Origin of the sequence: Pseudomonas fluorescens, from assembly GCF_902497875.1 — a bacterium.
GTDB lineage: Bacteria > Pseudomonadota > Gammaproteobacteria > Pseudomonadales > Pseudomonadaceae > Aquipseudomonas > Aquipseudomonas fluorescens_BR.
The window spans coordinates 132,279-158,207 of record NZ_CABVHY010000007.1; the positions used below are offsets into that span (position 1 = coordinate 132,279).

Below are 25,929 nucleotides of genomic sequence, written 5' to 3' on the forward strand. Positions count from 1 at the left end.
ATGTTCAATGACCTGAGTCGCCTCGGTAAATACCTCGGTCAGGCCGCGCGCCTGATGGTCGGCATGCCCGACTACGACAACTACGTCGAGCATATGCAAAACAAACACCCGGACAAGCCGATGATGACTTACGAGGCGTTCTTTCGGGAGCGCCAGGAGGCACGCTACGGCAGCAAGGGTGGTCCGAAGTGCTGCTGACCACGCTATGCGTAGTCATATGATGCAATGATGTGGGAGTGGGCTTGCGCCCACTCCCATTTTTTATTTATGTGAATCAGGAGAATCGAGTTTGTCCTCTCCCATCCCCGTCACGATCCTCAGCGGCTTTCTCGGCGCCGGCAAAACCACGCTGTTGCGCCATCTGCTCAAGGCCGAGCACGGCTTGAAAATAGCCGTGATTGAAAACGAATTCAGCGACGCCGGCATCGACACCCAGCTGCTGGGCGACGAGCCGGTGCAAGTCATGACGCTGTCCAACGGCTGCGTCTGCTGCACCATCCACACCGATCTGACCAAGGCGCTGTACCTGCTGCTGGAGCGTCTGGACAGTGGCGAAATCGCCTTCGACCGACTGGTGATCGAATGCACCGGGCTGGCCGATCCCGCGCCTGTTGCGCAGACTTTTTTCATCGATGAAGAACTGCGCGAGCGCTATATCCTCGACGGCATCATCACCCTGGTCGACGCGGCCCATGCTGAGCAGCATCTGACCCAGACCATCGCCCAGGCGCAGATCGGCTTCGCCGACCGTTTGCTGGTGAGCAAGCGGGACTTGGTGGATGAGCAGGCCTTTACCGCACTCAGCGAACGGCTGACCCGGATCAACCGGCGTGCACCGATTCGGGTGGTCGATCACGGCAAGATCGACCTGGCCGAACTGCTGGATGTCCGCGGCTTCAACCTCAACGCTGATCTGGGTGGTGGTTTGAGCTTGCGGCCGGTGAACAAGGCACCGAGCATCGACCGCATCTCCAGCCTGGTGCTGCGCACTGACAAACCGCTGGATATCGACAAGCTCAGCGAGTTCATGAACGAGTTGCTGGAAGAGCACGGCAAGCAATTGCTGCGTTACAAAGGCGTGCTGAACATCGTCGGCGAGCCACGGCGCATGGTATTTCAGGGGGTGCTGAAACTGTATGGTTTCGACTGGGATACCGAGTGGGCTCAAGACGAAGCGCGTGAAAGCGTGATCGTGTTCATTGCCGATGAGTTGCCGGAAGAGAAAATTCGCGCGGGCTTTGCGCGGGTCGAGGCTGATTAAAAAATTGAGAGTATTAGCGCCCTTCAGGGCGCTTTCGCGGGCAAGCCCCAATGCCAGTCAGTTAAGAAATTTCTGGCTTCGCGCATTCCCCGTAGGAGCTGCCGAAGGCTGCGATCTTTTGACGTTGATTTTGGCGCCTGAGAAACCGATGAAGATCAATATCAAAGATCGCAGCCTTCGGTAGCTCCTTGGGATCGAGTGCAGCCGTTAAGGATTTTCAGGCGAAAAAAAACCGGCCATCACTAGCCGGTTTTTCATGACTGCGGTTTAGCGGTGCAATTAAGCGCCGTATACCGGCAGCTTGGCGCAGATGGTCTTGACCTTCTCGCGGACGGCGTCGATAACGGCGTCGTTGTTCAGGTCAGCCAGGATGTCGCAGATCCAGCCAGCCAGTTCTTTGCACTCTGCTTCCTTGAAGCCACGAGTGGTCACAGCCGGAGTGCCGAAGCGCAGGCCGGAGGTGACGAACGGGGAGCGTGGATCGTTTGGCACGGAGTTTTTGTTTACGGTGATGAATGCCTTGCCCAGAGCGGCGTCGGCGTCTTTACCGGAGATGTCCTGCTTGATCAGCGACAGCAGGAACAGGTGGTTCTCGGTACCACCGGAAACCACGTCGAAACCGCGCTCAATGAACACACCGGCCATGGCCTTGGCGTTCTTGACCACTTGTTGCTGGTAGGTCTTGAACTCAGGCTGCAGCGCTTCCTTGAAGCAGATCGCTTTGGCGGCGATCACGTGTTCCAGCGGACCGCCCTGGGCGCCCGGGAATACCGCGGAGTTCAGCTTCTTCTCGATGTCGGCGTTGGCACGGGCCAGGATCAGGCCGCCACGTGGACCGCGCAGGGTCTTGTGGGTAGTGGTGGTCACGACGTCAGCGAAAGGAACCGGGTTCGGGTAGACGCCTGCGGCGACCAGACCGGCCACGTGAGCCATGTCGACGAACAGGTAGGCACCGACCTTGTCGGCGATTTCGCGAAAGCGCGGGAAGTCGAGGATCTGCGAGTAGGCAGAGAAGCCGGCGACGATCATTTTCGGCTTGTGTTCAACCGCCAGGCGCTCGACTTCGTCGTAATCGATCAGGCCATTGCCGTCGATGCCGTACTGCACGGCGTTGTACAGCTTGCCGGAGGAGGAAACGCTGGCACCGTGGGTCAAGTGACCACCGTGGGCCAGGCTCATGCCCAGAATGGTGTCACCGGCTTGCAGCAGTGCCAGGTAAACCGCGCTGTTGGCTTGAGAGCCGGCGTGTGGTTGAACGTTGGCGTAATCGGCGCCGAACAGCTCTTTGGCGCGATCGATCGCCAGCTGCTCGACCACGTCGACGAACTCGCAACCACCGTAGTAGCGCTTGCCTGGGTAACCTTCGGCGTACTTGTTGGTCAGTACCGAGCCTTGAGCTTCCATCACCGCTGGGCTGGTGTAGTTTTCCGAAGCGATCAGCTCAATGTGCTCTTCCTGGCGCTGAGCTTCTTGCTCCATGGCGGCAAAGAGATCGGCGTCGTACTTGGCAATAGTCAAATCACGGCTGAACATGGCGGTCCTCAAGGATCGGGGGCAGAAAAGGAGGGCATTCTAACCCAATGGGTTTTAGATGGCATATGAAAGGACATCATGTCGCAGACAAGTGGTGTTCATGCAGCGATCAGCGGTGATCGTGCCGACCTCATCGCGAGCAGTCGAGCGTCGACCGGCTGCTCCCACATTTGAAATGCGTTCCCCTGTGGGAGCGAGCCTGCTCGCGATAGGGCCATCAGCCGCACCACAAAACCTCAATCAAGCATAAACAACGCATCATTACTGAACTGCGCTTCGAAGCGGTTGGCCGGCATCGGGCGGCCGAACAGGTAGCCCTGAACCTCGTCGCAGCCATGCTCGCGCAGGAAGTCGAGCTGCTCATGGGTTTCCACGCCCTCGGCGATTACCGCCAGGTTCAAACTGTGGGCCATGGCGATGATCGCACGGGCGATCTGTGCGTCCTGTTCGCCGGACGGCAGGCCGTCAACGAAGGTACGGTCGATTTTCAGTACATCGATCGGAAACTGCTTCAGGTAATTCAGCGATGAATAGCCGGTGCCGAAGTCATCGACCGCAATACTCAGACCAAGGTTTTTCAGGCTGGCGAGGATCTGCAGTGCCTCATTGACTTCGCGCATCAGAATACTTTCGGTCAGCTCCAGCTCAAGACAGGCCGGTGGCAAACCGGTTTCCCTGAGAATGGTAGCGATCCGCGTGCCGAGCTGGCCGTCGGAGAACTGCCGGGCCGAAATATTCACCGAAACTTTTGGCACCCGGACCTTGGCCTGGTGCCAGGTTTTGAGCTGACGGCAGGCTTCGCTGATCACCCAGTCGCCGACATCCACCACCAGTCCGAGCTCTTCGAGCACCGGAATGAAATCTCCCGGCGGCACCAGCCCGCGTCGTGGATGACGCCAGCGCAGCAGGGCTTCGGCGCCGGTCAGGCGTTTACCGTCGCCACTGAATTGCGGCTGGTAGTAAAGAACGAACTCATCTTGCTCAAGGGCATGGCGCAGATCGCTTTCCAGCTCCAGGCGCTCCAGGGCGCTGGCGTTCATGTCGGCCTGGTAGAACTGGAAGTTGTTCTTGCCACGCTCCTTGGCGTGGTACATCGCGGTGTCGGCGTTCTTCATCAGCTGGCTCAGCTCATTGCCATCTTGCGGACTCAAGGCAATGCCGATACTGGCGGTGACAAAGAATTCCCGGCCTTCGAGGACGAACGGTTTCACCAGGCTGGCGAGAATCTGTTCGGCCACGTGAATGGCCCGGTTCAGCGCTATTTCGCGGCTGGCGCGCGGTTGCAGGAGCAAGGTGAACTCATCGCCGCCCATGCGCGCCACGGTGTCGTCATCGTCGACACAACCGAGCAGGCGCGTGGCCATTTCCTTGAGCATGCGATCGCCGGCGGCGTGACCGAGGGAGTCGTTGATCGGTTTGAAACGGTCGAGGTCGAGGAACATCAGCACTACCCAGGACTTCTGCCGTTCGGCCGATTGCAGTGCGGTATGCAGACGGTCCTGGAACAGCGTGCGGTTGGGCAGATGGGTCAGGGCGTCGTAATAGGCCAGGCGGTGGATGCGCTGTTCACTGGCCTTGCGTTCACTGATGTCGCTAAAGAAGCAGACATAGCTGGCCAGGTCGCCCTCGTCGTCGAGCACGGCGGTGATTCCGACCCAGGCCGGGTAATGTTCGCCATTGCGCCGCTTGAGCCAGACTTCACCTTCCCAGGTGCTGTGCTGATGAAGCTGTTTGAGCACATAACGCAGATGAGCTTCCTGTTGCTCGTCGACGGTGAGCATGTTCGGCAACTGATCGAGGACCTGGGTCACGGCATAACCGCTGACGCGGCTGAAGGCCTCGTTGGCCTGGACGATATAACCGGCCGGGTCGGTGATCAGAATCGCCGAGGTCGAGTGCTCGAAAACCGTAGCCGCCAGGCGCAGGTCTTTTTCCGCGCGGCGTTGCTGGCTGATGTCGCGACCGACACCGAGCACGCCTTCGAAGGCGCCGTGTTCATCCCATACCAGCACCAGTCGCAGCTCGATCGGAATTTTGCGTCCGTCGGCCCGCAGACAGTCAAAGAGGAACAGTTGGGTCTGCACCTGACTGCGCAATTGCGCCAGTTGTTCCGGTTGATCCAGGGCTTTGCTGACGCGCTCCATCAGGGTGTAGATACCGGTCAGCTGTTGCGGGTTGGCGATGATCGATTGCCAGCCGTTGGAAAAAAACCACTCGGCGTCATAACCGAGTACCGCCTGCACCGACGGGCTGACGTAATTGAGTGCCAGCTTACTGTCGGTGGAGAAAATCACGTCGCTGATGCTTTCGGCGAGCATGCGGTAGCGCTGTTCGCTGTCGCGCAGGGACTCGCTGGCTTCGATCTGGTCGGTAATGTCCTTGGCCACGCCGATGATGCGCGTGACGTGATCGTCTTTGTCGCGGGCCAGCGCCTGTTCGCGGATATCGAAACGCCGCCATTGATTGTTGCGATGACGGAAGCGCAGCTGGCATTGCATTAACTGTGCATAGCCGGACTGGCGCTGTTCCTGACGTAAACAGTGATAGTGATCGGAGTCTTCGGGGTGCAGCAGGATGTCCCAGAAATACTCGCCCATCTGCTGCAGTTCGGATTTGTTGTAACCGAGTGTCTGGCCCAGGTGGTGGTTGCTGAAGATTATCCGCTGGCTGATCACATCCTGCACATAGAGATGATCGGGTACGGTACGCACGACATCCGACCAGAAACCTTCGCGCTCAAGCAGGGACAGTTCAATGAGTTTGCGACTGGTGATGTCGCTGATGCTGAGAATCACTGCTTGATAGTCGTGCGGATCTTCCGGCAGACGCATAACCAGCCACAGGTGCTGATCATTGCCTTGAACGTCCTTGAGCTTGATTTCCAGTTCAAGCTGCTTCTGTTGATTGAGCACCGCGTCGAGCAATTGGTCGCCGATGGCACTGTTGTCCAGCGGCCGGCCTTCGATCAACAGATGCCAGGCTTGCTCGCAGGATTCAACATTGAGCAGGCGCAAGGCGACCTGATTGACCTCGGTGATGCGCAGCTCTTGCAGCAATTGCTGGCGCTGCTCGCGGTTCTCCAGCCAGCGCCGCAGCTGTTGGCTGTCATGCAGTTGAGCTTTGTCGAAGAGTGCTTGCAGTCCTGAAAGGTCGAGCACGCACAGGGCCACGCCCGTGCCCTCGAAAATATCCTGGTAACGACGGCGGCCTTCGTGCAACTGACGTTGGCGCCGGCGCATGTTCAGCAGGGCAATCACCGGTAACAGTGAGAAAGCCAGCCCCAGCAGGCATTTGGCAATAAACGCCGGTAACAGCTGTTCAATCACTCGTTGCCGATCGAACAGTCCGCGTAGTTGCCAGTCGCTGTTGCTGAGCGGCACCACCAGCACGCTATTGGCCACGTCATCGGGTGTCAGCGTGACAGGTTTGGGCGATGGCAGCGCATCGTCACGGCTGATGACCTGGTGAGTGAGGCGGTTTTCCACTACCCACAGCGGACGGATGCCGGCTTCGCTCTGCTTGGTCAGCGAGGAGAAAAAAGTCGGAGTCAGGCGCAACGCCCAATAGCCGCGGCTGCTACCACTGGTCTGACGCAGCAGCAAATGCACCACTGAACCGTCATCGGCATTGCTGAAATAGTGGGCCTGGACGTGACTGCGCCGGACCAGCCCGCTCAGGTAGTCGGCGTCCTGGCTGTCTTTGGCGCTATCACTGAGGAGGGTTCCCGAGGGACTCAGCAGCGCAATGCTGCGTAGATCGGGCAAAGACTGCTGGAGCTTGCGCAGCAACGCCTGCTGTTGTTCATCATTTTGCGGTTGTTCGACGATCGGTAGCAGATTCAGGGCGATTTGCGCATTGAGGGCCATATTCAGGCTGACCTGCGCAGCCAGGTCGGCGCTGTAGTCGATAGTGTATTGACGCTGGTTTTTCTGGGTTTCCTGCAGTTGATCCAGCAACTGCCAGAGCAGCAGGGCGAGCAGCAACAGGACCAGCGTCGCCAACCCGCCTTTGAGCGTGCCGCGCAGGGGTGAGCCGGGCGCAGGGATCGACGCGCTCACGGAAGATGGCACAGTGACATTGGGCAAACTGAGATCCTGCGGTTTTGGCTGGAATGGCGCGACGTGCACTATAAGCCGGACGGCCGAAGGGCGGCTAGCATGCCTTGAGTTGTGGCAAAGTGCCAGCGCCTGCTGGCTGGACGGGTTTCTTACATTAGGGTAGCTTTGCCGGTTACGCGGGGGCGTTCCAGCTCCTGAACTCAGGCTTTTTCCGCGCGCAGGTATCGATTGCAATCAATCGCTGGCGCCGCGCATGGCCTGGCCCGAGCTTCGCTCGCGCATTAATTCATCAGTCACTGACGCTAGGTTCTCCATGGCTCAATACGTCTTCACCATGCATCGGCTGAGCAAAGTTGTTCCGCCGAAGCGGGAAATCCTGAAAAACATTTCTCTGTCATTCTTCCCGGGCGCCAAGATCGGCGTGCTCGGCCTCAACGGTTCGGGTAAGTCCACCCTGTTGAAAATCATGGCGGGCGTCGACTCCGAGTTCGATGGCGAAGCACGGCCAATGCCCGAGCTGAACATCGGCTATCTGCCGCAAGAGCCCCTGCTGGATCCAACCAAGACCGTGCGTGAAGTGGTCGAGGAAGCAGTCAGCGTGATCAAGGATGCCCAGGCGCGCCTGGATCAGGTCTACGCCGAATACGCCGACCCGGACGCCGACTTCGACAAGCTGGCGGCCGAACAAGCCAAGCTCGAAGCCATCCTGCAAGCAGGCGACGGTCATAACCTTGATCGTCAACTGGAAGTTGCCGCCGATGCGCTGCGTCTGCCGGCGTGGGACGCGAAGATCGAATTTCTGTCCGGTGGTGAAAAGCGTCGTGTGGCCTTGTGCCGTCTGCTGCTGTCCGCGCCGGACATGCTGCTGCTCGACGAACCGACCAACCACCTGGACGCCGACTCCGTGGCCTGGCTGGAGCATTTCCTCCACGACTTCCCAGGCACCGTGGTTGCGATCACGCACGACCGGTACTTCCTGGACAACGTCGCTGGCTGGATCCTCGAGCTCGACCGCGGCGCCGGTATTCCTTACGAGGGCAACTATTCGGGTTGGCTGGAAGCCAAGTCCGATCGTCTGGCCCAGGAATCCAAGCAGCAGTCGGCCCATGAAAAGGCCATGAAAGACGAGCTGGAATGGGTGCGCAAAGGCGCCAAAGCCCGTCAGTCGAAATCCAAGGCTCGTCTGCAACGCTTCGAAGAAATGCAGTCGCAGGAATTCCAGAAGCGCAGCGAAACCAATGAGATCTACATCCCGGCCGGTCCGCGCCTGGGTGACAAGGTCATCGAATTCAAGAACGTTTCCAAGGGTTACGGCGATCGCGTGCTGATCGACAACCTGTCGTTCTCCATGCCTAAAGGGGCGATCGTCGGCGTAATCGGTGGTAACGGTGCCGGTAAGTCGACCCTATTCCGCATGTTGATGGGCAAGGAAACTCCGGATTCCGGCACCATTGAAGTCGGTGAAACCGTGCAGCTGGCCTGCGTGGATCAGAGCCGCGAAGACCTCGATGGCAGCAAGACGGTGTTCCAGCAGATCTCCGATGGTTCCGACCAGATCCGCATCGGTAACTATGAAATTCCGTCGCGTACCTATGTCGGTCGCTTCAACTTCAAGGGCGGCGATCAGCAGAAGTTCGTCAAGGACTTGTCCGGTGGTGAGCGCGGTCGCTTGCACCTGGCGCTGACCCTGAAGGAGGGCGGCAACGTCCTGCTGCTCGACGAACCGTCCAACGACCTCGACGTCGAAACCCTGCGATCCCTGGAAGAAGCCTTGCTCGACTTCCCGGGCGCCGCCATTGTGATCTCTCACGATCGGTGGTTCCTTGACCGCGTCGCGACTCACATCCTGGCGTACGAAGACGACTCGCAAGCGGTGTTCTTCGAAGGCAACTACAGCGAGTACGAAGCCGATCGCAAGAAGCGTCTCGGTGAAGCCGCTGCCCAGCCGCACCGGGTACGGCACAAAAAACTGGCCTGATCAGGCTGGTTGCATGAAAAACGGAGCCCTTCGGGGCTCCGTTTTTTTTGTGTTTTTCCGGCGCACCGAGGCGCCTGTATCGCGAGCAGGCTCGCTCCCACAATGGATCTGTGGCGTGCTTACTTCTGTACTTCACAGCCAATCTAATGTGGGAGCGAGCTTGCTCGCGATGGCTATGTATTTTCTGGTGCAAAATCCAGATCAGGTATCACCAGGTTGGTGCGAAAAACGCTGAGAACCTGATTAATTTATATCAGTCGCACCATTTAAATTCATAAATGCGACATTTCGCTCTGTCACGGTGCGGCATGAATTGATAAAGTCCGCGACAAATTTCCGTTAACGACATAAATTTGCCGAGACTTTTCATGATCGAATCCGTCGAAGACTTCCTCGCCCGCCTGAAAAAACGCGACCCGGACCAACCCGAATTCCATCAGGCAGTGGAAGAGGTGCTGCGTAGCTTGTGGCCGTTTCTCGAGGCCAATCCGCACTATCTGACTTCAGGCATCCTCGAGCGGATCTGCGAGCCGGAGCGGGCCATCGTGTTCCGGGTTTCATGGGTCGACGATCACGGCAAAGTCCAGGTCAACCGTGGTTTCCGGATACAGATGAACAGCGCTATTGGCCCCTACAAGGGCGGCCTGCGCTTCCATCCGTCGGTGAACCTGGGCGTGCTGAAATTCCTCGCCTTTGAACAAACCTTCAAGAACTCCCTGACCTCGCTGCCCATGGGCGGCGGCAAGGGCGGTTCGGACTTCAATCCGAAAGGCAAAAGCGACGCCGAGGTCATGCGCTTCTGCCAGGCGTTCATGAGCGAGTTGTATCGCCACATCGGTGCGGACGTGGACGTTCCGGCCGGTGACATCGGTGTCGGGGCTCGCGAGATCGGCTTCCTGTTCGGCCAGTACAAGCGCCTGAGCAACCAGTTCACCAGCGTGCTGACCGGCAAGGGCATGAGCTACGGCGGTAGCCTGATCCGCCCGGAAGCCACCGGTTTCGGTTGTGTGTACTTCGCCGAAGAAATGCTCAAGCGCAGCGGCGAGAAAGTCGAAGGCAAGCGGGTGGCGATCTCCGGCTCGGGCAACGTCGCGCAATACGCTGCACGCAAAGTCATGGACCTGGGCGGCAAGGTCATTTCCCTGTCCGACTCCGAAGGCACGTTGTATTGCGAAGCCGGTTTGAGCGAAGAGCAATGGCTGGCCGTGCTGGAGCTGAAAAACGTCAAGCGCGGACGCATCAGCGAGTTGGCCGCGCGTTTCGGTCTGGAGTTCCTCGCCGGTCAATGCCCTTGGAATCTGGCCTGCGACATCGCCCTGCCGTGTGCGACCCAGAACGAACTGGACGCCGACGCGGCGCGGACCTTATTGCGCAATGGCTGTCTCTGCGTGGCCGAGGGCGCCAACATGCCGACTACCCTGGAGGCTGTGGATATCTTTATCGAAGCCGGGATCCTGTTTGCGCCGGGCAAAGCGTCGAACGCCGGTGGTGTGGCGGTCAGCGGCCTGGAAATGTCACAGAATGCCATGCGTCTGCTGTGGACCGCAGGTGAGGTCGACAGCAAGTTGCACAACATCATGCAGTCGATCCATCACGCGTGCGTGCATTACGGCGAAGAGAATGGCCGGATCAACTATGTCAAAGGGGCGAACATCGCCGGCTTCGTCAAAGTTGCCGATGCCATGCTGGCTCAAGGCGTGGTGTAAGCCGGTTCAATGCGCAGGACTTCGACCCGTTTATCGCCGGCCGGTCGCTTCCACAGCACTTCATCGCCAGGGTGTGCGCCAAGCAGCGCACGCCCCAGCGGTGAGCCCCAATTGATCAGGCCGCGGGCGGCATCGGCCTGGTCTTCGCCGACCAGTTGCACGCGCTGCTCGACGTTGTGTTCGTCGGCAAAGGTGACCCAGCTGCCAATCTGCGCTTTCTCGGTCGACGACGCCTGAGTGACCACTTGAGCGCTTTGCAGGCGCTGATTGAAGTAGCGCAGGTCGCGTTCGATATCGGCCAGACGCTGCTTGTCCGCGCGCTCCCCCAGCGCCGATTGCTCACTGTGTTGCGCCTGCAGTTCAGCAACTTTGGCCTGCAGCAGGCCCAGTCCACCGGGGGTGACGTAATTAGGCTGCGCACTGACCTGGCGTTCTACCGGTTGGTCGGCTTGCGCAGCGGCTTGATCTTCATTGACGAAGGCGCGGCTCATGGCATTTCTCCCTTGTTGGAGTTTGGGCCATGGTCGCAGCCATTTAGTTTCGACGAATGTCCGAAAGCGACTTATTGCGAGCGATAAGCCCGCGCCTTGTCCTGATCCTTCTGTTGCTGCCAGGCGCGTTCGCGGTCATCCCAATGCCGATTGCGGTAATCGTTGCGCTCCTGGTTCTCACGCATGGCCTGACACTGCCGGAAGCCATCGCTCCAGCCCTCGGCGTATTGCGCATCCTTGAGATAGCGCGGGACGTTTTTCCTGAATTGGCCGCTGATTACTCCAGCAGCCTGACGACCACTGCTGCAACCGTCATCGAAACCATCGGCGAAGGCTAGTGGATAGCCCTCGGCGAGCAAATGCTCGTGGGTCGACTCGCACCCTGCCAGCAACCCCAACACCACCACTGCAGCCCAGCACCGCCACATCTCAGACTCCCACGCCGTGGAACGGCCTATGAGGTAAGTTTAGGAGTGGGTTTGTCGGGTGATTGTGAAAGCTCTGTGAGAAATGTGTTGGGCATCAAGATCAAAAGATCGCAGCCTGCGGCAGCTCCTACGCGGACCACGTGTATCCGGGGTGCTGAGGATGTACGCCATCCCGTAGGAGCTGCCGCAGGCTGCGATCTTTCCGGCAACACTGCAAATCTGTAGGCGCCGAGCTTACTCGCGATGATCTCAAGAACACTGAAGTGTTTCAGGTAGTGCGCGTTATCGTTGACGCCCATCGCGAGCAAGCTCGGCTCCTACCGGTATGGCTCAATCTCAATAGTGATACCACTTCACCTCAAGCATCACTTCATTCTCCGGCGACGCCATATGGCTGAACTCGCGCTGCGCACTCAAACGCAGGCCGAGATTGCGCGACAACTCCCACTGCTGATTGAGGCTCAGGCTGCGACGCACTTCGCCGTTGGTGAAGTAATCGCCTTTGGCTTCAAGGCTGAGATTGCCCAGCGGGTTGCGCCATAGCAGTCCGGTGTTGAAGCCGGCCGCCGGGGCGATGAACCCGGCAAAGTCGGGATTGTGCTCGACGCGCGCGGTGCCAAGGGCAAAGCCGAGCATCTGCTCACTGAGTTGCCAGGTACCACCGGCACCGCCATTGACATGGCTGACCAGGGTTTCATCGTCATGCTTGCCCGGCACGCGCTCCAGGCCGCCGGTGACTTGCCATGAAAGGGGCTTCAGCAGCTCGTTGCGCGGGGTCAGCGAGCGAATGGTCGCCAGGTCCAGTTGCTGTAACTGCCAGTTATTGCCTTCGTACTGGCGCAGTTTCATCTGCAGGATTTCGATTTGCGCCCCGAGGGGAAAGCTCTCGGCATTATCGTTGAGATCGTGATAAGCCATGCGCAGGCCATATTCGCCAAAAGCCTGGTCGCCCCGGGTGCCGATGCCGGCTTGCCAGGTGCGCGATTCGTGACCGTTCTCAGGCAGGCCCGGGCGCTCGATCGAAAGCTCCGGCGCCGGGTTCTGGTTGATCGCCCGCAACAACTCGAAGCTGCGTTGTGCGCGTTGTGGATCGCGCTCCTGGCCGTTGGCGCGGTAGCGTTCGAGACGGTAGGCCGCGTCGATGATCAGTGCCTGGCGGGCCCGTGGCAGGGCCTTGAAAGCTGGATCCTGCAATTGTTTCTGGTCGGCACTGACTTTCAGCACCCAATCCTGGTCCTCGCCGCTCAATGGCTCGGCGCGGCTCAGCAGTTCGCGTTCGCGGGATGGCCTGTAGTCGATCTTCTCCACCAGCCCGGCTTCTTTCACCGCTTTTACAGTGTCGGTGGGGATGGCGGTCAGCGGGAATTGTTCGGTCAGCTTCAGGCCCGGTCGCGCCACTTGCAGCAGTTCGAGCAGGCGGTAGGAACAGTTTTCATCAAAGAAGAAGTAGTCGAACCGTATCTGCTTGAGCTCCCAGACGTGCTCGACCATCCGCTCGGTCTCGGCCTGGGTCAGGTTCAGCCGGTATTCCCATAGGTCACGATTTTCCAGGCTGCGGTACTCAGAAAGCTTCTCCTGATAAGGCACCAGGGCGAACAGCCCGGGATAGCCGCCCATCAGACCTTTCCAGGCGTAGAGAATGCTGTTGTCCGAGCCTTCGATGTAAGCGCCGAAGTTGATCGCATAGCTGAGCAGGGCGGTATTGTTGCTTTGCACGTCGGCCTGGTCGATCCGCAGCAAGGTGTGGCCAAACATCGACGACGGACTGTTCAGGTAAGCCGCCGGGAAGATCATTACCGCGCTATGCGGTGCAACATCCTTGAACCACTGGGTGAACTCGGCGCACTGCACAACGGGCAGGTCGTTCAGCCCCAGCTGTGCTTTCAGCCAGCGAGTGCGGGCCGGATAGACGCATTGCGCGTGCTTCTCGCCAGCGCTGGCCGGAGCATACAGTGCGTGCACGGTCGCCTCCAGCTCATGGTCCGGACGCTGTGCCCCATCGGCCGCGAGGAAAAACTTCGGCTCGCTGACATGGCTGCGCCAGCCGCCGAGCTTGGCGGATTCATAGTGACCCAGGGAAATCCAGAAGGGGTCATTGGCCAGTTGCTGCAAACCTTGGTTGTCGATGTGAGGCGCGGCGCACAGCGGGGCGCAGACACAGAGCGCCAGAGAGGCAAGGCGTTTGAGCATGGTGGGCAACTTAGAATTCGAAAAAAAAAGACCCAAGGCGGGACAGGTCCAAAAAACAAATGCCGCCCCTCGAAAGGAGCGGGCGAGTGGAGCTTAAGCTTGGGTAGCGTATTTGGCCAGACGAGCGTCGCCTTTGAGCACGGCCAGGGTGTTGGTGTGCACATCATCCGCTGTTACATCGGCTTTGCTGAAGATTTGCTGGAAGTGTTGATGAGTGACTGCGGCGAAATGCGCGCGGTCTTCAGGGGCTACGCCCAGCACCACGGCGTAGGTCGTCAGGGCTTCGCCCTGCCCCTTGGCCATGTCTTCGGAGAGCTCGTTCATCATGCCATTCATGGCAATCCAGGACTTGCCACCGTAAGTCAGCGCAGAGTTGGTCGAGCAACCGTTAGTGCCGGAAGTCATACCAAAGGTAGCGTTACCGGAGGTGCCGTTGGTGGTGGAGGCGAGGAAATGAGCCGGGGTGCCACGCTGACCTTCGAACAGCATGTTGCCCCAACCGCAATCCGGGCCGCCTGGCGCTTGGGCCATTGCATGGATGGATACAGCGGTGAAAAGAGTACCGAGAAGAATCCGTTTCATAGCGTTGTTCTCTTTAGGTGCATACCAATGGACAAGGGTTCGGGCGCCAAGCTGACGCCGTCGGGCCGGTTATTAGCCCAGCCGCGCAGTTTGGAGTTTAGGCACGATCCAAGGGTTCCGTTATTTTTTGCAAAAACATTCCTCGAAACAGCTTCTTTTTCCCGGGTCTGCGCGGGGTTTTTCCCTGGTCTATGCTTTCGCCTGCAGCGTGCCTTGCCAGCCGGGTGTACCCGGCGCCAGAATGCCGTCATCTGCCCCGCCTGATGTAAGGAAGCCCGATGCCTGATCCTGTTGCTGCCAGCTTGCGTCTAGCGCCCGAAGCGCTGACCCGTCCGTTTTCCGCTGAACAGTTCAGCTTCTCTACCACCAATGATCTGGAGCCTTTTCGCGGTGTGCTTGGCCAGGAACGAGCGGTCGAAGCCTTGCAGTTCGGCGTGGCCATGCCACGCCCCGGTTACAATGTATTTGTCATGGGCGAGCCCGGCACCGGCCGGTTTTCTTTCGTCAAACGTTACCTCAAGGCCGAAGGCAAACGCCTGCAAACCCCGGCGGACTGGGTCTACGTCAACAATTTCGATGAGCCGCGCGAACCGCGGGCGCTGGAGCTGCCTTCAGGAGCGGCGGGGGCATTCATTACCGATATCAATGGCTTGATCGACAACCTGCTGGCGACCTTTCCGGCGGTGTTCGAACATCCCTCCTACCAGCAGAAAAAAAGTGCCATCGACCGCGCCTTCAACCAGCGCTACGACCGCGCGCTGGATGTGATCGAGCGTCTGGCGCTGGAAAAGGAAGTCGCCCTTTATCGCGACAGCACCAACATCGCCTTCACCCCGATGAGCGAAGGCAAGGCGCTGGACGAGGCCGAGTTTTCGCAACTACCGGAAGCCGATCGCGAGCGTTTTCACGTCGATATAGCCGAACTGGAAGAACGCCTCAACGAAGAGCTGGCAAGCCTGCCGCAGTGGAAGCGCGAATCCAGCAACCAGATGCGCCAGCTCAACGAAGAAACCATCACTCTGGCCTTGCAGCCGCTGCTGTCACCGCTGTCGGAGAAGTACGCGGAAAACGCCGGGGTGTGCGGTTATCTGCAAGCCATGCAGGTCTACCTGCTGAAAACCGTGGTCGAGCAACTGGTCGACGACAGCAAGCCCGACGCGGTGGCCCGCAAGCTGCTGGACGAGCAGTACTTGCCCAGTCTTGTGGTAGGGCACCATGCCAGCGGTGGCGCACCGGTGGTCTTCGAACCGCACCCGACCTATGACAACCTGTTCGGGCGTATCGAATACAGCACCGATCAGGGCGCCCTCTACACCACCTACCGACAACTGCGCCCGGGGGCTCTGCATCGGGCCAATGGCGGCTTCCTGATCCTTGAAGCCGAAAAAATGCTCAGCGAGCCCTTCGTCTGGGATGCGCTGAAGCGTGCATTGCAGTCGCGCAAACTGAAAATGGAGTCGCCGCTGGGTGAACTGGGGCGGCTGGCGACGGTAACCCTGTCACCTCAGGTAATCCCGTTGCAGGTCAAGGTCATCATCATTGGCGCCCGGCAGTTGTACTACACGCTGCAAGACCTGGATCCGGACTTCCAGGAAATGTTCCGGGTGCTGGTGGACTTCGACGAAGACATCCCGATGGTCGATGAAAGCCTCGAGCAGTTCGCTCAGCTGCTGAAAACCCGTACGTCGGAAGAAGGCATGGCGCCGCTGACCGCCGATGCGGTGGCGCGTCTGGCGACCTACAGTGCGCGGCTGGCCGAGCATCAGGGGCGATTGTCGGCGCGTATCGGCGATCTGTTCCAGCTGGTCAGCGAGGCGGATTTCATCCGCCATCTGGCCAACGACGAAATGACCGACGCCGGACATATCGAACGAGCGCTAAAAGCCAAGGCGACTCGCACCGGCCGGGTCTCTGCGCGGATTCTCGACGACATGCTGGCGGGGATCATCCTGATCGACACCACGGGAGCGGCGGTGGGCAAGTGCAACGGGCTGACCGTGCTGGAAGTCGGTGACTCGGCGTTCGGTGTCCCGGCACGGATCTCCGCCACCGTCTATCCGGGCGGTAGCGGCATTGTCGATATCGAGCGGGAGGTCAACCTCGGGCAGCCGATCCATTCCAAGGGAGTGATGATCCTTACCGGGTACCTGGGCAGTCGTTATGCCCAGGAATTCCCGTTGGCGATCTCCGCAAGTATCGCCCTGGAGCAGTCCTACGGTTATGTCGATGGTGACAGCGCCTCTCTGGGCGAAGCCTGCACCTTGATCTCGGCACTGTCGAAAACCCCGCTCAAGCAGTGCTTTGCGATCACCGGGTCGATCAATCAGTTCGGCGAGGTCCAGGCGGTCGGTGGGGTCAACGAGAAGATCGAAGGTTTCTTCCGTCTCTGCGAAGCCCGCGGTTTGACCGGCGAGCAGGGCGCGATCATCCCGCAGGCCAACGTCGCGACCTTGATGCTCGATGAGCGCGTGCTGTCGGCGGTGCGCGCCGGGCAGTTCCATGTCTACGCGGTGCGCCAGGCTGATGAAGCGCTGAGCCTGCTGGTCGGTGAACCTGCCGGCGAGCCGGATGCGGAGGGCCAGTTCCCTGAGGGCAGTGTCAACGCACGGGTGGTGGAACGCCTGCGAGTGATCGCAGAAATGATCAGCGAGGACGATCTCAAGGAGGCGGAAAAAGAGGCGGCTCAAGAGGCGTTGGCAGAGACCAAACCGCTTTAAGACAAAGGCAAAGATCGCAGCCTGCGGCAGCTCCTACACGATCGCGTACACCCACGAAATAGCCGGTGAATGCGCATCCGGAGCTGCCGCAGGCTGCGATCTTTGGGGGCCGCCCCCCGCCACAAAGATGGCGTCAATGTTCACAAAGTGACCATTTGGCGCCGCTGGTCTTTGCAGGCCTTGCAGTCCGGACTTTTCCTCTATTCTCAGGGCAAGGATATCGACAGTAATCACTGGATCGAGCCAGCCTTTGAGTCAAGGCTGAATACCGGATCTACCGAGGGTCGCCGCCATGTCGCGCAACCTCTGCCTTACACGCCAATGCCTGGGCCTGGTCACCCGTATTGAATGCAGCATTCGTCCGCTTGCAGGAGATACCGGGATGTGGACCTTACTCTTCGCCGCCGGAATGGCCGGTGAACAACCTTCCGCGATCAAGGCTCAAGGCCCGTTCCATGGACCTTTCGTGGCCGAATCAATCCTTGAAACCATCGTTGAAAGCCTGACCTTGCATGGCTACGAGCTGGCCGACGATCCGCAAATCTGGTGCCTGCATCTACAGGCCCAGTTGCGCGAAATCAACGGAGGGCGTTCTCGCCCCAGCGATTTTTAGTGACAACCCAGGCACTGAACCGTTACTCGACAGGGTTTTCTGTGTGTGCCCTGTCGAGTTTGACTTCGAAGCCATATTCGACCGTGTTCAGGTCGGTGCGCTGGTAGGTTTCCAGCTGGCTCGGCTGGCCGTAGAAATAATGCACATCCAGCAGCGCCGGCTCGTCCGGGGTTGCGCTGTGGCTGACCACAAGGATCTCCTTCAAATAACTGCCGCTGTCGTCCTTGGCGTAAAAGCGCCAGTCCTGCGCCGGAAACAGCTTCTGGTCGACCACCAGGGCATTGCCCTTGAACGCCAGGCCCTTGGGCAGTTGGTTCGCGGCGAGGGCGTTTTTTTCAATTTTGGCGAGAAACAACGGCATCGAGCCTATGGCATAGGCCGGCGTTTCCGGAAACAAATTCAGGTCGTAAGTGATAGTGGAACGTAGCGGATCGACGTCATAGGCTTCGACTGGCAGCTCGATGGGGTCGCCGCGTTTATCGTCGTCACCCTGGGTGAAAAAAGTTACCGGAGAGTCGCCGGCACTGAACGACGAACCCAGCAGTTCATCATTGAAGGTTTTCGGGTGATCGAACTCGATGCGCGCGGCGCTGGACTCTTCGATCGACTGGCTGATGGTGATGCGCTTTTTCAGGGTTGCCTCATCGAGCGTGGCATCCTTGAGCCAGGTCAGCGCCTGGTCGTCATACACCACCACCGGCAATGACAGGCTCTGGATGGTCTTCCCGGTGGTATTGCGATCGAACTGTCGCACCGGCAGTTTCAGGTCTTTGCGCGTCAGTGTGGCGCCCGAGAAGTCGAGTACGCTGACTTCCAGTGCGTCGATGGTGCCGTTGAAATAGACCTTGGTGTAATGACGGGCCTGCTGACGTTCGAAGGCGTGTTGCTGGTCCTTGAGCTGGTTCTCGAAGGTCTCGCTCCAGGCCTGCTGTTTCTGCATCTCGGCCAGTTGTTTTTCATAGAAGGCGATTTGGTCGGCGTTCTCGTTGATCGAGCCCGAACGCGAAAGAAACTGCCCGGTAGAGTCCCTCGCCTGAACCATCAACGGATTGAGCGCAGCTGCGCCGACGTCGGCCGTCAGGGCTGCGCTGTTGCTCATTTCGATTTGCGCGCAGTTCTCGTCCAGGGCCAGCAGGGTGACACTGATGTTTTCATCCGTATGTGTTTTACCCACGTCCTGCCTGGTCAGGTCGAAGGTGAGTACTTTGCGTGGGGCAATGACTTCCAGCTGACCTTGCAACATCACCGGTTGAGGCTGGTGCTTGTTGTCGACTTCCAGCCCCTCGACGTAGGGGTAGGTCACCGTCAGGTCATCGGGGCTGGTCAGGTTGGAGCTTGAAGGGCTCAACTGAATACCGGGGTCGGTTTCCGACCATTCGGATTGAAACGCGATGACCTGCTTGTCGCTCAACGTCACGGATTGCCATTGCAGGTCGAGAGGGAACGGAAACCCGGCCGGCATGTTGAAGTTGAACGGGAACACCGGCTGCAGGTCGATCAGGTAGTCGGAACTGGATGATCTTCGCAACACAAACAAGCCATTGACGTAGGTGTCGACCAAGGCTTGCGGGCTTGGATAGTGCTTGAGCAGGGCCATGGCATCTTCGCCATACTCGGTTTCGATCGGTTTGCTCTGAAGTTTGAGCCGGGCCCGTTCGAGCAACAACAGGGAGCCGCCGAGATCGGCCACGGCCTCCTTGAGCTGCGGATCCTGGATCAAATCCGGTGACTTTTCGAACTGCGCGGTCTTCTCTTCGAGGCTGACCTGCTGCTTCTCATCGCTGGGTGAGCAGCCACTGACCAGCAGCGCGATGCACAGACCGGCACTGGTTGAAAGCAATCGCAAATCCATTTTTCAAACTTCCTGTCCGACGTCAGTGAGCAACGTGATTGACTGCGACACTAGCAGAAAACCGCCAGGCAGAGCTGCAGGCCATGGATTTTCCAGCGGTTTATGGGTTTTTGCCCGGCTGTTATACTCGCCGCCATTTCCAGACCTTGTGAGATTCAATGGAACGTTTTATCGAAAATGCAATGTACGCCTCGCGCTGGCTGCTGGCGCCGATCTACTTCGGTCTGTCCCTGGGTTTGCTGGCGCTGGCGCTGAAGTTCTTCCAGGAAGTCTTTCACGTTATCCCTAACGTATTCTCGATGGTCGAGTCGGAGTTGATTCTGGTGCTGTTGTCGTTGATTGACATGGCGCTGGTCGGCGGTCTGCTGGTGATGGTGATGATCTCCGGTTACGAGAACTTCGTTTCCCAGCTCGACATCGATGAGAACAAGGAAAAGCTCAACTGGCTGGGCACGATGGACTCCTCTTCATTGAAAATGAAGGTGGCTGCCTCGATCGTGGCGATTTCGTCCATCCACCTGCTTCGCGTATTCATGGACGCGAAGAATATCGATCCCGAGCACTTGAAGTGGTTCGTGATCATTCACATGACCTTCGTAATCTCGGCCTTTGCCATGGGTTACCTGGACAAGCTGACCAAGCACTGACATGTGGCGAGGAGCTTGCTCCCGCTGGGCCGCGAAGCGGCCCTAAAACCTGCAACCGCGCTTTGTCAGGTAGAACCCATCAGCCGGTTTACGACTGCTGCACCCGGGCGCGGATCGGCCGGCGCGAGCAAGCTCGCTCGCCACAACAGGCTCGCTCGCCACAGGGTCGTGGTGAAACGGACGGGCGGCGGCGTTTCTGGCTTGTACTTTTACACGGCGAGGCATATGCCTGTAACTGTCTTGGGCTTGAATTGCGCGAGGTGCGCTCATGAATCTGCAAGAGTTGAATGCCTATGCCGTTGCCGGGAAGGTCGACGAGATCAACCTGATCTCTCTCGAAGGCGGTATCTACCTGATTGAGGCGCGGATGCACGGCGCGGCCTTTCCATTGAGCGACACCCATGGCCAGATGATGCATGTGCGCTCGGTGGAGCATGCCCGAGAAGTGCTGCATGCTTTTCCGAAGCTGCCATTCAATCTGATTCACACCTCGGTTCATGATGAAATGTGCGGGATGTCGTCCAGCACCGAGGAAACCTTGCGGGTGCCAATCGCTTCCGGTACTTCCTGATCGGGCGCACGGGTGCTCATCACCCGCCCGACTTGTGTGCTAGTCTGCTCGCCCTTTTGGTTCCGGGCGCTCCGGAATGAGCTGTGCACGCACGGCAAGTTTCCGAGCCGTCCGCACAGCGGAGCAGTGTTATGTCCGAAGTAAATCTGTCCACCGACGAAACCCGCGTCAGCTACGGCATTGGCCGTCAGCTGGGCGACCAACTGCGCGACAACCCACCACCGGGCGTTAACCTGGACGCGATCCTGGCTGGCCTGACCGACGCCTTCGCCGGCAAGGAAAGCCGTGTTGGTCAGGAAGAGATGTCCGCCAGCTTCAAGGTAATCCGTGAAATCATGCAAGCCGAAGCGGCTGCCAAGGCTGAAGCGGCTGCTGGTGCTGGTCTGGAGTTCCTGGCTGAAAACGCCAAGCGTGACGGCATCACCACTCTGGCTTCCGGCCTGCAATTCGAAGTGCTGACCGCCGGTGAAGGCGCCAAGCCATCGCGCGAAGACAGCGTGCGTACTCACTACCACGGCACGCTGATCGACGGCACTGTGTTCGACAGCTCCTACGATCGTGGGCAGCCTGCAGAATTTCCGGTTGGCGGCGTGATCGCTGGCTGGACCGAAGCCCTGCAACTGATGAACGCCGGTAGCAAATGGCGTCTGTACGTGCCGAGCGAGCTGGCTTACGGCGCGCAAGGCGTGGGCAGCATCCCGCCGCACAGCGTACTGGTATTCGACGTCGAACTGCTCGACGTTCTGTAAGACCTGATTCAATGTGAATGTGGGCCCTGTAGGAGCGAGCTTGCTCGCGATAGCGGTTTGTCAGTCAACATCACTGTTGAATGTGCCGGCCTCATCGCGAGCAAGCTCGCTCCCACAGTTTTTTGCAGTGATTCTCATATCTGGAACCTGGTATTCAGATCCCCTGCCGGGCGCAACGCTCGGGCATAGCAGAACAGAAACAGGTTGCGCACCATTTCCTTGAGCACCATCGGCTCGCTGGAACTCAGGCCGCTGACGTCCAGGTCGCCCTGGTCCTGTAGCTCATTCAAGGCTTCTTCTTCCAATACCGCACAGACTTCTCCGGTTTCCCGATGCAGGATCCGCAGGTAAGGATGTGGGCGGTCCAGCCAGGCATCTATCAAGTAAGTCATCGTTCTCATCTCCGCTGAAGGTTCAATGAGAATAATTCTTATTCAAATAATAGCAAGCGTCTATTGGCTATTTCTTGGTTTTTTTGTGTGGGTATTGTTGTCAGGCAAAAGGGCTGGCGTTTTGCTGTTGATGCGCGGGGAGTATTAGAGCAAGGGCCATCCCGCACAGGGCACGGGATGGAGGCAGCAGGTTCAGACGACCTTTCTGACGAACTCGGATTTGAGCTTCATCGGGCCGATGCCGTCGATCTTGCAGTCGATGTCGTGGTCGCCATCGCACAGGCGGATGTTCTTGACCTTGGTGCCGACTTTAACCACCAGCGAGGTGCCCTTGACCTTGAGGTCCTTGATTACAGTGATGGTATCGCCATCTTGCAGGACGTTACCGACCGAGTCTTTCTTGACGGAATCATCGGACACAACCTCGGCTTCACCGCCGGCGGTCCACTCATGGGCGCATTCCGGGCAGATCAACTGAGCACCGTCTTCGTAGGTGTATTCGGAATTGCATTTTGGGCAGGGTGGCAACGTGCTCACTAAGGCTCCTTGGATTCAGGATGGCTAAAAGCGCACATTATATAGGGTTTTTGCGGGGGGAGGGTTGGGTGGTGCTGGCCAAAAAAAGATCGCAGCCAGCGGCAGTTCCGCCAGGGTCGTACACCGGCGAACAATCGGTGTACGTAAATCCTGTAGGAGCTGCCGCAGGCTGCGATTTTTTGATCTTGCTTTGAGATTAATGCGTGCGTGCGACCGCAAACTCACTCAACTCCACCAGCGCATCGCGATACTCGCTGGGGGGCAGGGTGTCGAGGCAGGCAATCGCGCGGGCCACGTAATCGCGGGCCAGTCGGGCGGTGTAATCCAGAGATCCCGAGGCTTCCACGGCGGCGCGGATGCTTTCGAGGTCTTCGATGCCACCTTTCTGGATCGCCTGACGCACCAGTGCGGCTTGCTCCGGGGTCCCTTCGCGCATGGTGTAGATCAGCGGCAGGGTCGGTTTGCCTTCGGCCAGATCGTCTCCGACGTTCTTGCCCAGGGTTTCTGCGTCGCCACGGTAATCCAGCAAATCATCAACCAGCTGGAAAGCTACACCCAGGTGATCACCAAAGGTGCGCAGGGCCTCGCTCTGTTCCGGTGTGGCGCCGGCCAGGGCCGCAGCACTGTGGGTCGAAGCCTCGAAAAGCATCGCGGTCTTGCCGCGGATGACTTCCATGTAGGTTTCTTCGGTGGTACTGGCGTCACGAACCTTGGACAGCTGCAACACTTCGCCTTCAGCGATAATTCGCGTGGCTTGCGAGAGGATCTTCATCACTGGCATCGAGCCCAGTTCGACCATCATCTCGAAGGAACGCGAATACAGGAAGTCGCCGACCAGCACGCTTGGGGCGTTGCCCCACATGGCGTTGGCGGTCGAGCGGCCACGGCGCATGCCGGACATGTCGACCACGTCGTCGTGCAGCAGGGTGGCCGTGTGCAGGAACTCGATGGTCGCGGCGAGCAGGCGCATGTCATCGCCTTCGCGACCCAGGGCTTTGCCACACAGCAGCACGAGTAATGGACGCAGGCGTTTGCCACCGGCCGAGGTAATGTAGTCGCCGATTTTCGATACCAGCGGCACTCGGGAAGTCAGCTGCTTCTTGATGATGCCGTCGACGGCGTGGAAATCGTCCGCCACCGCGCGGTAGAAAGCTTGGGGTTGCATCAGCGACAGTTGCTCCAGAAGGGTTGCGCGGCATGCTAGGACTCAGGTCAGCAGGTGTCAAGGCGCTATGCTCAGGCACTTGCATCGTCAATGCAGCTTGCGTACAATCGCGCACCCTGAACTTCCTGGGCAGCACCTGCCTTACGCAATTGCATTTGGGCCGTTCCAGCCTCATGCAGCCATGCCAGCCAATACCTCTTCTTATAAAGAGCTGGGTGAGCAGGATTATCGGAGAAATACCATGTCTTATGCAGTAATCGTTACTGGTGGCAAGCAATACAAGGTCGCCCCAGGTGAATACCTGAAGATCGAGAAACTGGAAATCGCTACCGGCGAATCCGTTACTTTTGATCGCGTTCTGTTGGTTGCCAATGGCGACGACGTGAATATCGGTGCCCCAGTTGTTCCTGGCGCTACCGTTGTTGCTGAAGTGATTTCCCAAGGTCGTCACGATAAAATCCGCATCATCAAGTTCCGTCGCCGTAAGCACCACATGAAGCGTATGGGCCACCGCCAGTGGTACACCGAGATCAAAATCACCGGTATTCAGGCTTAATTTCAGCCTAATTCCTCACTAGGAGAATTGAACTCATGGCACACAAAAAAGCTGGTGGTAGTACCCGTAACGGTCGCGACTCAGAAGCCAAACGCCTTGGCGTGAAGATGTATGGCGGCCAGGTTATCATTCCGGGCAACATCATCGTGCGTCAGCGCGGCACCCAATTCCACGCCGGTTACGGTGTTGGCATGGGCAAGGATCACACCCTTTTCGCTAAAATCGAAGGCGTGATCAAGTTCCAGGTTAAAGGCGCCTTCGGTCGCCGTTACGTAAGCATCGTCCCGAAGACTGAAGTCGTCGCGGCGTAATTGCGTAATGCTGGAAAAGCCCTGTCTTGCGACGGGGCTTTTTCGTTTGTGGGGTGAGTCTCTTGCAAAACTGTTTGTATGGGCTGCCAGCGCTGGATTTTGCGGTCGTTGATTGAGGTCGCTGCGCTCATTTTTGCAAGAGTCTTATGTCTTAGTGTTTTTCAGCTCGCCCGTGCGGCGAGAGGCGTTTTGTAATGAAGTTTGTTGATGAAGTTTCGATTCGAGTAAAGGCCGGTGATGGCGGCAATGGCTGTATGAGTTTCCGTCGGGAAAAATTCATCGAGAACGGTGGTCCGAACGGTGGTGATGGTGGTGATGGCGGCTCGGTCTACATGATCGCCGACGAAAACCTCAACACCCTGGTGGACTATCGCTACACCCGGCACTTCGATGCCGAGCGCGGCGCCAACGGCGGCAGCACCGACTGCACCGGTAAAAAAGGTGAAGAGCTGGTGTTGCGAGTTCCGGTCGGCACTACCGTGATTGACTCTGCGACCCAGGAAATCATTGGCGACCTGACCAAGGCTGGCCAGCGTCTACTGGTGGCTCATGGCGGCTGGCATGGTCTGGGCAATACGCGTTTCAAATCCAGTACCAACCGTGCTCCGCGCCAGACCACTCCGGGTAAGCCGGGTGAGGCGCGTGACCTCAAGCTGGAAATGAAGGTGTTGGCGGACGTCGGTCTGCTGGGCTTGCCGAATGCTGGCAAAAGTACCTTTATCCGTTCGGTCTCGGCGGCCAAGCCAAAGGTTGCCGATTATCCGTTCACCACCCTGGTGCCAAACCTGGGTGTGGTCAGCGTCGATCGCTGGAAAAGCTTCGTGGTCGCGGACATTCCGGGTCTGATCGAAGGTGCTTCCGACGGTGCGGGCCTGGGGATTCGTTTCCTCAAGCACTTGTCGCGTACCCGTCTGCTGCTGCACCTTGTCGACATGGCGCCGCTGGATGACGCCAGTGCGCCAGACGCTGCCGAAGTGATCGTCAGCGAGCTCACCAAGTTCAGCCCGTCCCTGGCTGAGCGTGATCGTTGGCTGGTGTTGAACAAGTGCGACCAGATCCTTGAGGAAGAGCACGACGCTCGGGTCAAGGAAATCGTCGATCGTCTGGAGTGGACCGGTCCGGTCTACGTGATCTCGGCCATCGCCAAGCAAGGCACCGAGCGTCTGTGTCACGACATCATGCGTTACATGGAAGATCGTGCTGATCGCCTGGCTAACGACCCGGCTTACAAGGAAGAGCTGGCGGATCTCGATCAGCGAATCGAAGACGAAGCCCGTGCCCAATTGCAGGCTCTGGACGACCAGCGTGCCCTGCGTCGCAGCGGCGTCAAGTCGGTCCATGACATCGGCGACGATGATTGGGATGAAGAAGATGTGGATGATGAAGACGGTCCGGAAATCATTTACGTCCGCGACTGATTCATTGTGTAGGAGCTGCCGTAGGCTGCGATCTTTTAGGGTATTGAAGATTGCTGGTGTGCACTGAGGCTCCTTCGCGAAGCAATCAATCTGGCCGGGCGCGGTGTTATCATCGTCCGCACGCCAGTTTCCAAGGCGCCGCTCATTGAGCGGCGTTTTGGTATCTGCAAAACG

22 protein-coding genes are annotated in these 25,929 nt (G+C 58.6%); 12 read left to right on the forward strand and 10 right to left on the reverse strand.

The genetic code is table 11. The annotated features are described in order from the left end of the window. Complete coding sequence (locus F8N85_RS08895) at positions 1–198, forward strand: YbdD/YjiX family protein (RefSeq protein WP_150803265.1); 198 nt, start codon at positions 1–3, stop codon at positions 196–198. 91 nt (positions 199–289) lie between these two features. Then, entirely contained in the window at positions 290–1,261 is a 972-nt protein-coding gene (gene yjiA, locus F8N85_RS08900) for a GTPase (RefSeq protein WP_150803266.1), read from the forward strand. 279 nt (positions 1,262–1,540) lie between these two features. On the opposite strand, the gene glyA is transcribed toward yjiA, so the two are convergent. Together glyA and F8N85_RS08910 are read right to left on the reverse strand one after the other, a co-directional pair. After that, positions 1,541–2,794 carry a serine hydroxymethyltransferase gene (gene glyA, locus F8N85_RS08905; protein ID WP_150803267.1) on the reverse strand — a complete coding sequence of 418 codons (1,254 nt, stop codon included), beginning with the start codon at positions 2,792–2,794 and terminating at the stop codon, positions 1,541–1,543. Between the two features lie 236 nt (positions 2,795–3,030). Continuing rightward, entirely contained in the window at positions 3,031–6,879 is a 3,849-nt protein-coding gene (locus F8N85_RS08910) for an EAL domain-containing protein (protein ID WP_150803268.1), read from the reverse strand. A 286-nt stretch (positions 6,880–7,165) separates the two neighbouring features. Here F8N85_RS08910 and ettA point away from each other — a divergent pair, with 286 nt between their 5' ends. Together ettA and gdhA are read left to right on the forward strand one after the other, a co-directional pair. Next, complete coding sequence (gene ettA / locus F8N85_RS08915; protein ID WP_150803269.1) at positions 7,166–8,830, forward strand: energy-dependent translational throttle protein EttA; 1,665 nt, start codon at positions 7,166–7,168, stop codon at positions 8,828–8,830. Positions 8,831–9,198: 368 nt separating this feature from the next. Next, positions 9,199–10,536 (forward strand): NADP-specific glutamate dehydrogenase, encoded by a 1,338-nt coding sequence (gene gdhA / locus F8N85_RS08920; protein ID WP_150803270.1) that lies wholly within the window; start codon positions 9,199–9,201, stop codon positions 10,534–10,536. On the opposite strand, the gene F8N85_RS08925 is transcribed toward gdhA, so the two are convergent. The 4 genes from F8N85_RS08925 to F8N85_RS08940 form a co-directional block, all read right to left on the reverse strand. Further along, entirely contained in the window at positions 10,521–11,027 is a 507-nt protein-coding gene (locus F8N85_RS08925) for a GreA/GreB family elongation factor (protein WP_150803271.1), read from the reverse strand. The two genes, gdhA and F8N85_RS08925, sit on opposite strands and share 16 nt — an antisense overlap. 71 nt (positions 11,028–11,098) lie before the next feature. Next, positions 11,099–11,455, reverse strand: coding sequence for a hypothetical protein (locus tag F8N85_RS08930; RefSeq protein ID WP_150803272.1), 357 nt, complete (start codon positions 11,453–11,455; stop codon positions 11,099–11,101). Between the two features lie 336 nt (positions 11,456–11,791). Continuing rightward, the gene (locus tag F8N85_RS08935) at positions 11,792–13,645 is read right to left on the reverse strand and encodes a DUF4105 domain-containing protein (RefSeq protein WP_150803273.1); all 1,854 of its coding nucleotides are present in this window, start codon (positions 13,643–13,645) and stop codon (positions 11,792–11,794) included. Between the two features lie 93 nt (positions 13,646–13,738). After that, entirely contained in the window at positions 13,739–14,227 is a 489-nt protein-coding gene (locus F8N85_RS08940) for a DUF3015 domain-containing protein (protein ID WP_150803274.1), read from the reverse strand. A 278-nt stretch (positions 14,228–14,505) separates the two neighbouring features. Between F8N85_RS08940 and F8N85_RS08950 the strand changes: the two genes are divergently transcribed. Further along, positions 14,506–16,944, forward strand: a complete 2,439-nt coding sequence (locus F8N85_RS08950) for a Lon protease family protein (RefSeq protein WP_150803276.1) — start codon at positions 14,506–14,508, stop codon at positions 16,942–16,944. A gap of 292 nt (positions 16,945–17,236) precedes the next feature. Further along, positions 17,237–17,557, forward strand: coding sequence for a hypothetical protein (locus F8N85_RS08955; RefSeq protein ID WP_150803277.1), 321 nt, complete (start codon positions 17,237–17,239; stop codon positions 17,555–17,557). A gap of 22 nt (positions 17,558–17,579) precedes the next feature. Here the strand turns inward: F8N85_RS08955 and F8N85_RS08960 are convergent, their stop codons facing one another. Then, positions 17,580–19,409, reverse strand: coding sequence for a hypothetical protein (locus F8N85_RS08960; protein WP_150803278.1), 1,830 nt, complete (start codon positions 19,407–19,409; stop codon positions 17,580–17,582). Between the two features lie 158 nt (positions 19,410–19,567). Between F8N85_RS08960 and F8N85_RS08965 the strand changes: the two genes are divergently transcribed. The 3 genes from F8N85_RS08965 (at position 19,568) to F8N85_RS08975 (ending at position 21,376) form a co-directional block, all read left to right on the forward strand. Further along, positions 19,568–20,056: a TIGR00645 family protein gene (locus F8N85_RS08965; protein WP_150803279.1), complete on the forward strand. Its 489-nt coding sequence runs from the start codon at positions 19,568–19,570 to the stop codon at positions 20,054–20,056. A gap of 268 nt (positions 20,057–20,324) precedes the next feature. Then, positions 20,325–20,627: a DUF6482 family protein gene (locus F8N85_RS08970; protein ID WP_150803280.1), complete on the forward strand. Its 303-nt coding sequence runs from the start codon at positions 20,325–20,327 to the stop codon at positions 20,625–20,627. 131 nt (positions 20,628–20,758) lie between these two features. After that, the gene (locus tag F8N85_RS08975) at positions 20,759–21,376 is read left to right on the forward strand and encodes an FKBP-type peptidyl-prolyl cis-trans isomerase (protein WP_150803281.1); all 618 of its coding nucleotides are present in this window, start codon (positions 20,759–20,761) and stop codon (positions 21,374–21,376) included. Positions 21,377–21,510: 134 nt separating this feature from the next. On the opposite strand, the gene F8N85_RS08985 is transcribed toward F8N85_RS08975, so the two are convergent. The 3 genes from F8N85_RS08985 to F8N85_RS08995 all read right to left on the reverse strand — a co-directional run bounded on the left by F8N85_RS08985 (position 21,511) and on the right by F8N85_RS08995 (position 23,470). After that, positions 21,511–21,768 (reverse strand): hypothetical protein, encoded by a 258-nt coding sequence (locus F8N85_RS08985; RefSeq protein WP_150803283.1) that lies wholly within the window; start codon positions 21,766–21,768, stop codon positions 21,511–21,513. Between the two features lie 192 nt (positions 21,769–21,960). Then, positions 21,961–22,305, reverse strand: coding sequence for a zinc ribbon domain-containing protein YjdM (locus tag F8N85_RS08990; protein ID WP_150803284.1), 345 nt, complete (start codon positions 22,303–22,305; stop codon positions 21,961–21,963). 196 nt (positions 22,306–22,501) lie between these two features. Further along, positions 22,502–23,470 (reverse strand): polyprenyl synthetase family protein, encoded by a 969-nt coding sequence (locus tag F8N85_RS08995; RefSeq protein ID WP_150803285.1) that lies wholly within the window; start codon positions 23,468–23,470, stop codon positions 22,502–22,504. Positions 23,471–23,711: 241 nt separating this feature from the next. Here F8N85_RS08995 and rplU point away from each other — a divergent pair, with 241 nt between their 5' ends. From rplU to cgtA, 3 genes are all read left to right on the forward strand, one after another. Further along, on the forward strand, positions 23,712–24,026 hold the full coding sequence (rplU, locus tag F8N85_RS09000) for a 50S ribosomal protein L21 (RefSeq protein ID WP_003443915.1): 315 nt from the start codon (positions 23,712–23,714) through the stop codon (positions 24,024–24,026). Positions 24,027–24,061: 35 nt separating this feature from the next. Beyond that, on the forward strand, positions 24,062–24,337 hold the full coding sequence (rpmA, locus tag F8N85_RS09005) for a 50S ribosomal protein L27 (RefSeq protein ID WP_150641122.1): 276 nt from the start codon (positions 24,062–24,064) through the stop codon (positions 24,335–24,337). Positions 24,338–24,531: 194 nt separating this feature from the next. Beyond that, positions 24,532–25,755 (forward strand): Obg family GTPase CgtA, encoded by a 1,224-nt coding sequence (gene cgtA / locus F8N85_RS09010; protein ID WP_150641121.1) that lies wholly within the window; start codon positions 24,532–24,534, stop codon positions 25,753–25,755. Positions 25,756–25,929 lie beyond the last annotated feature (174 nt).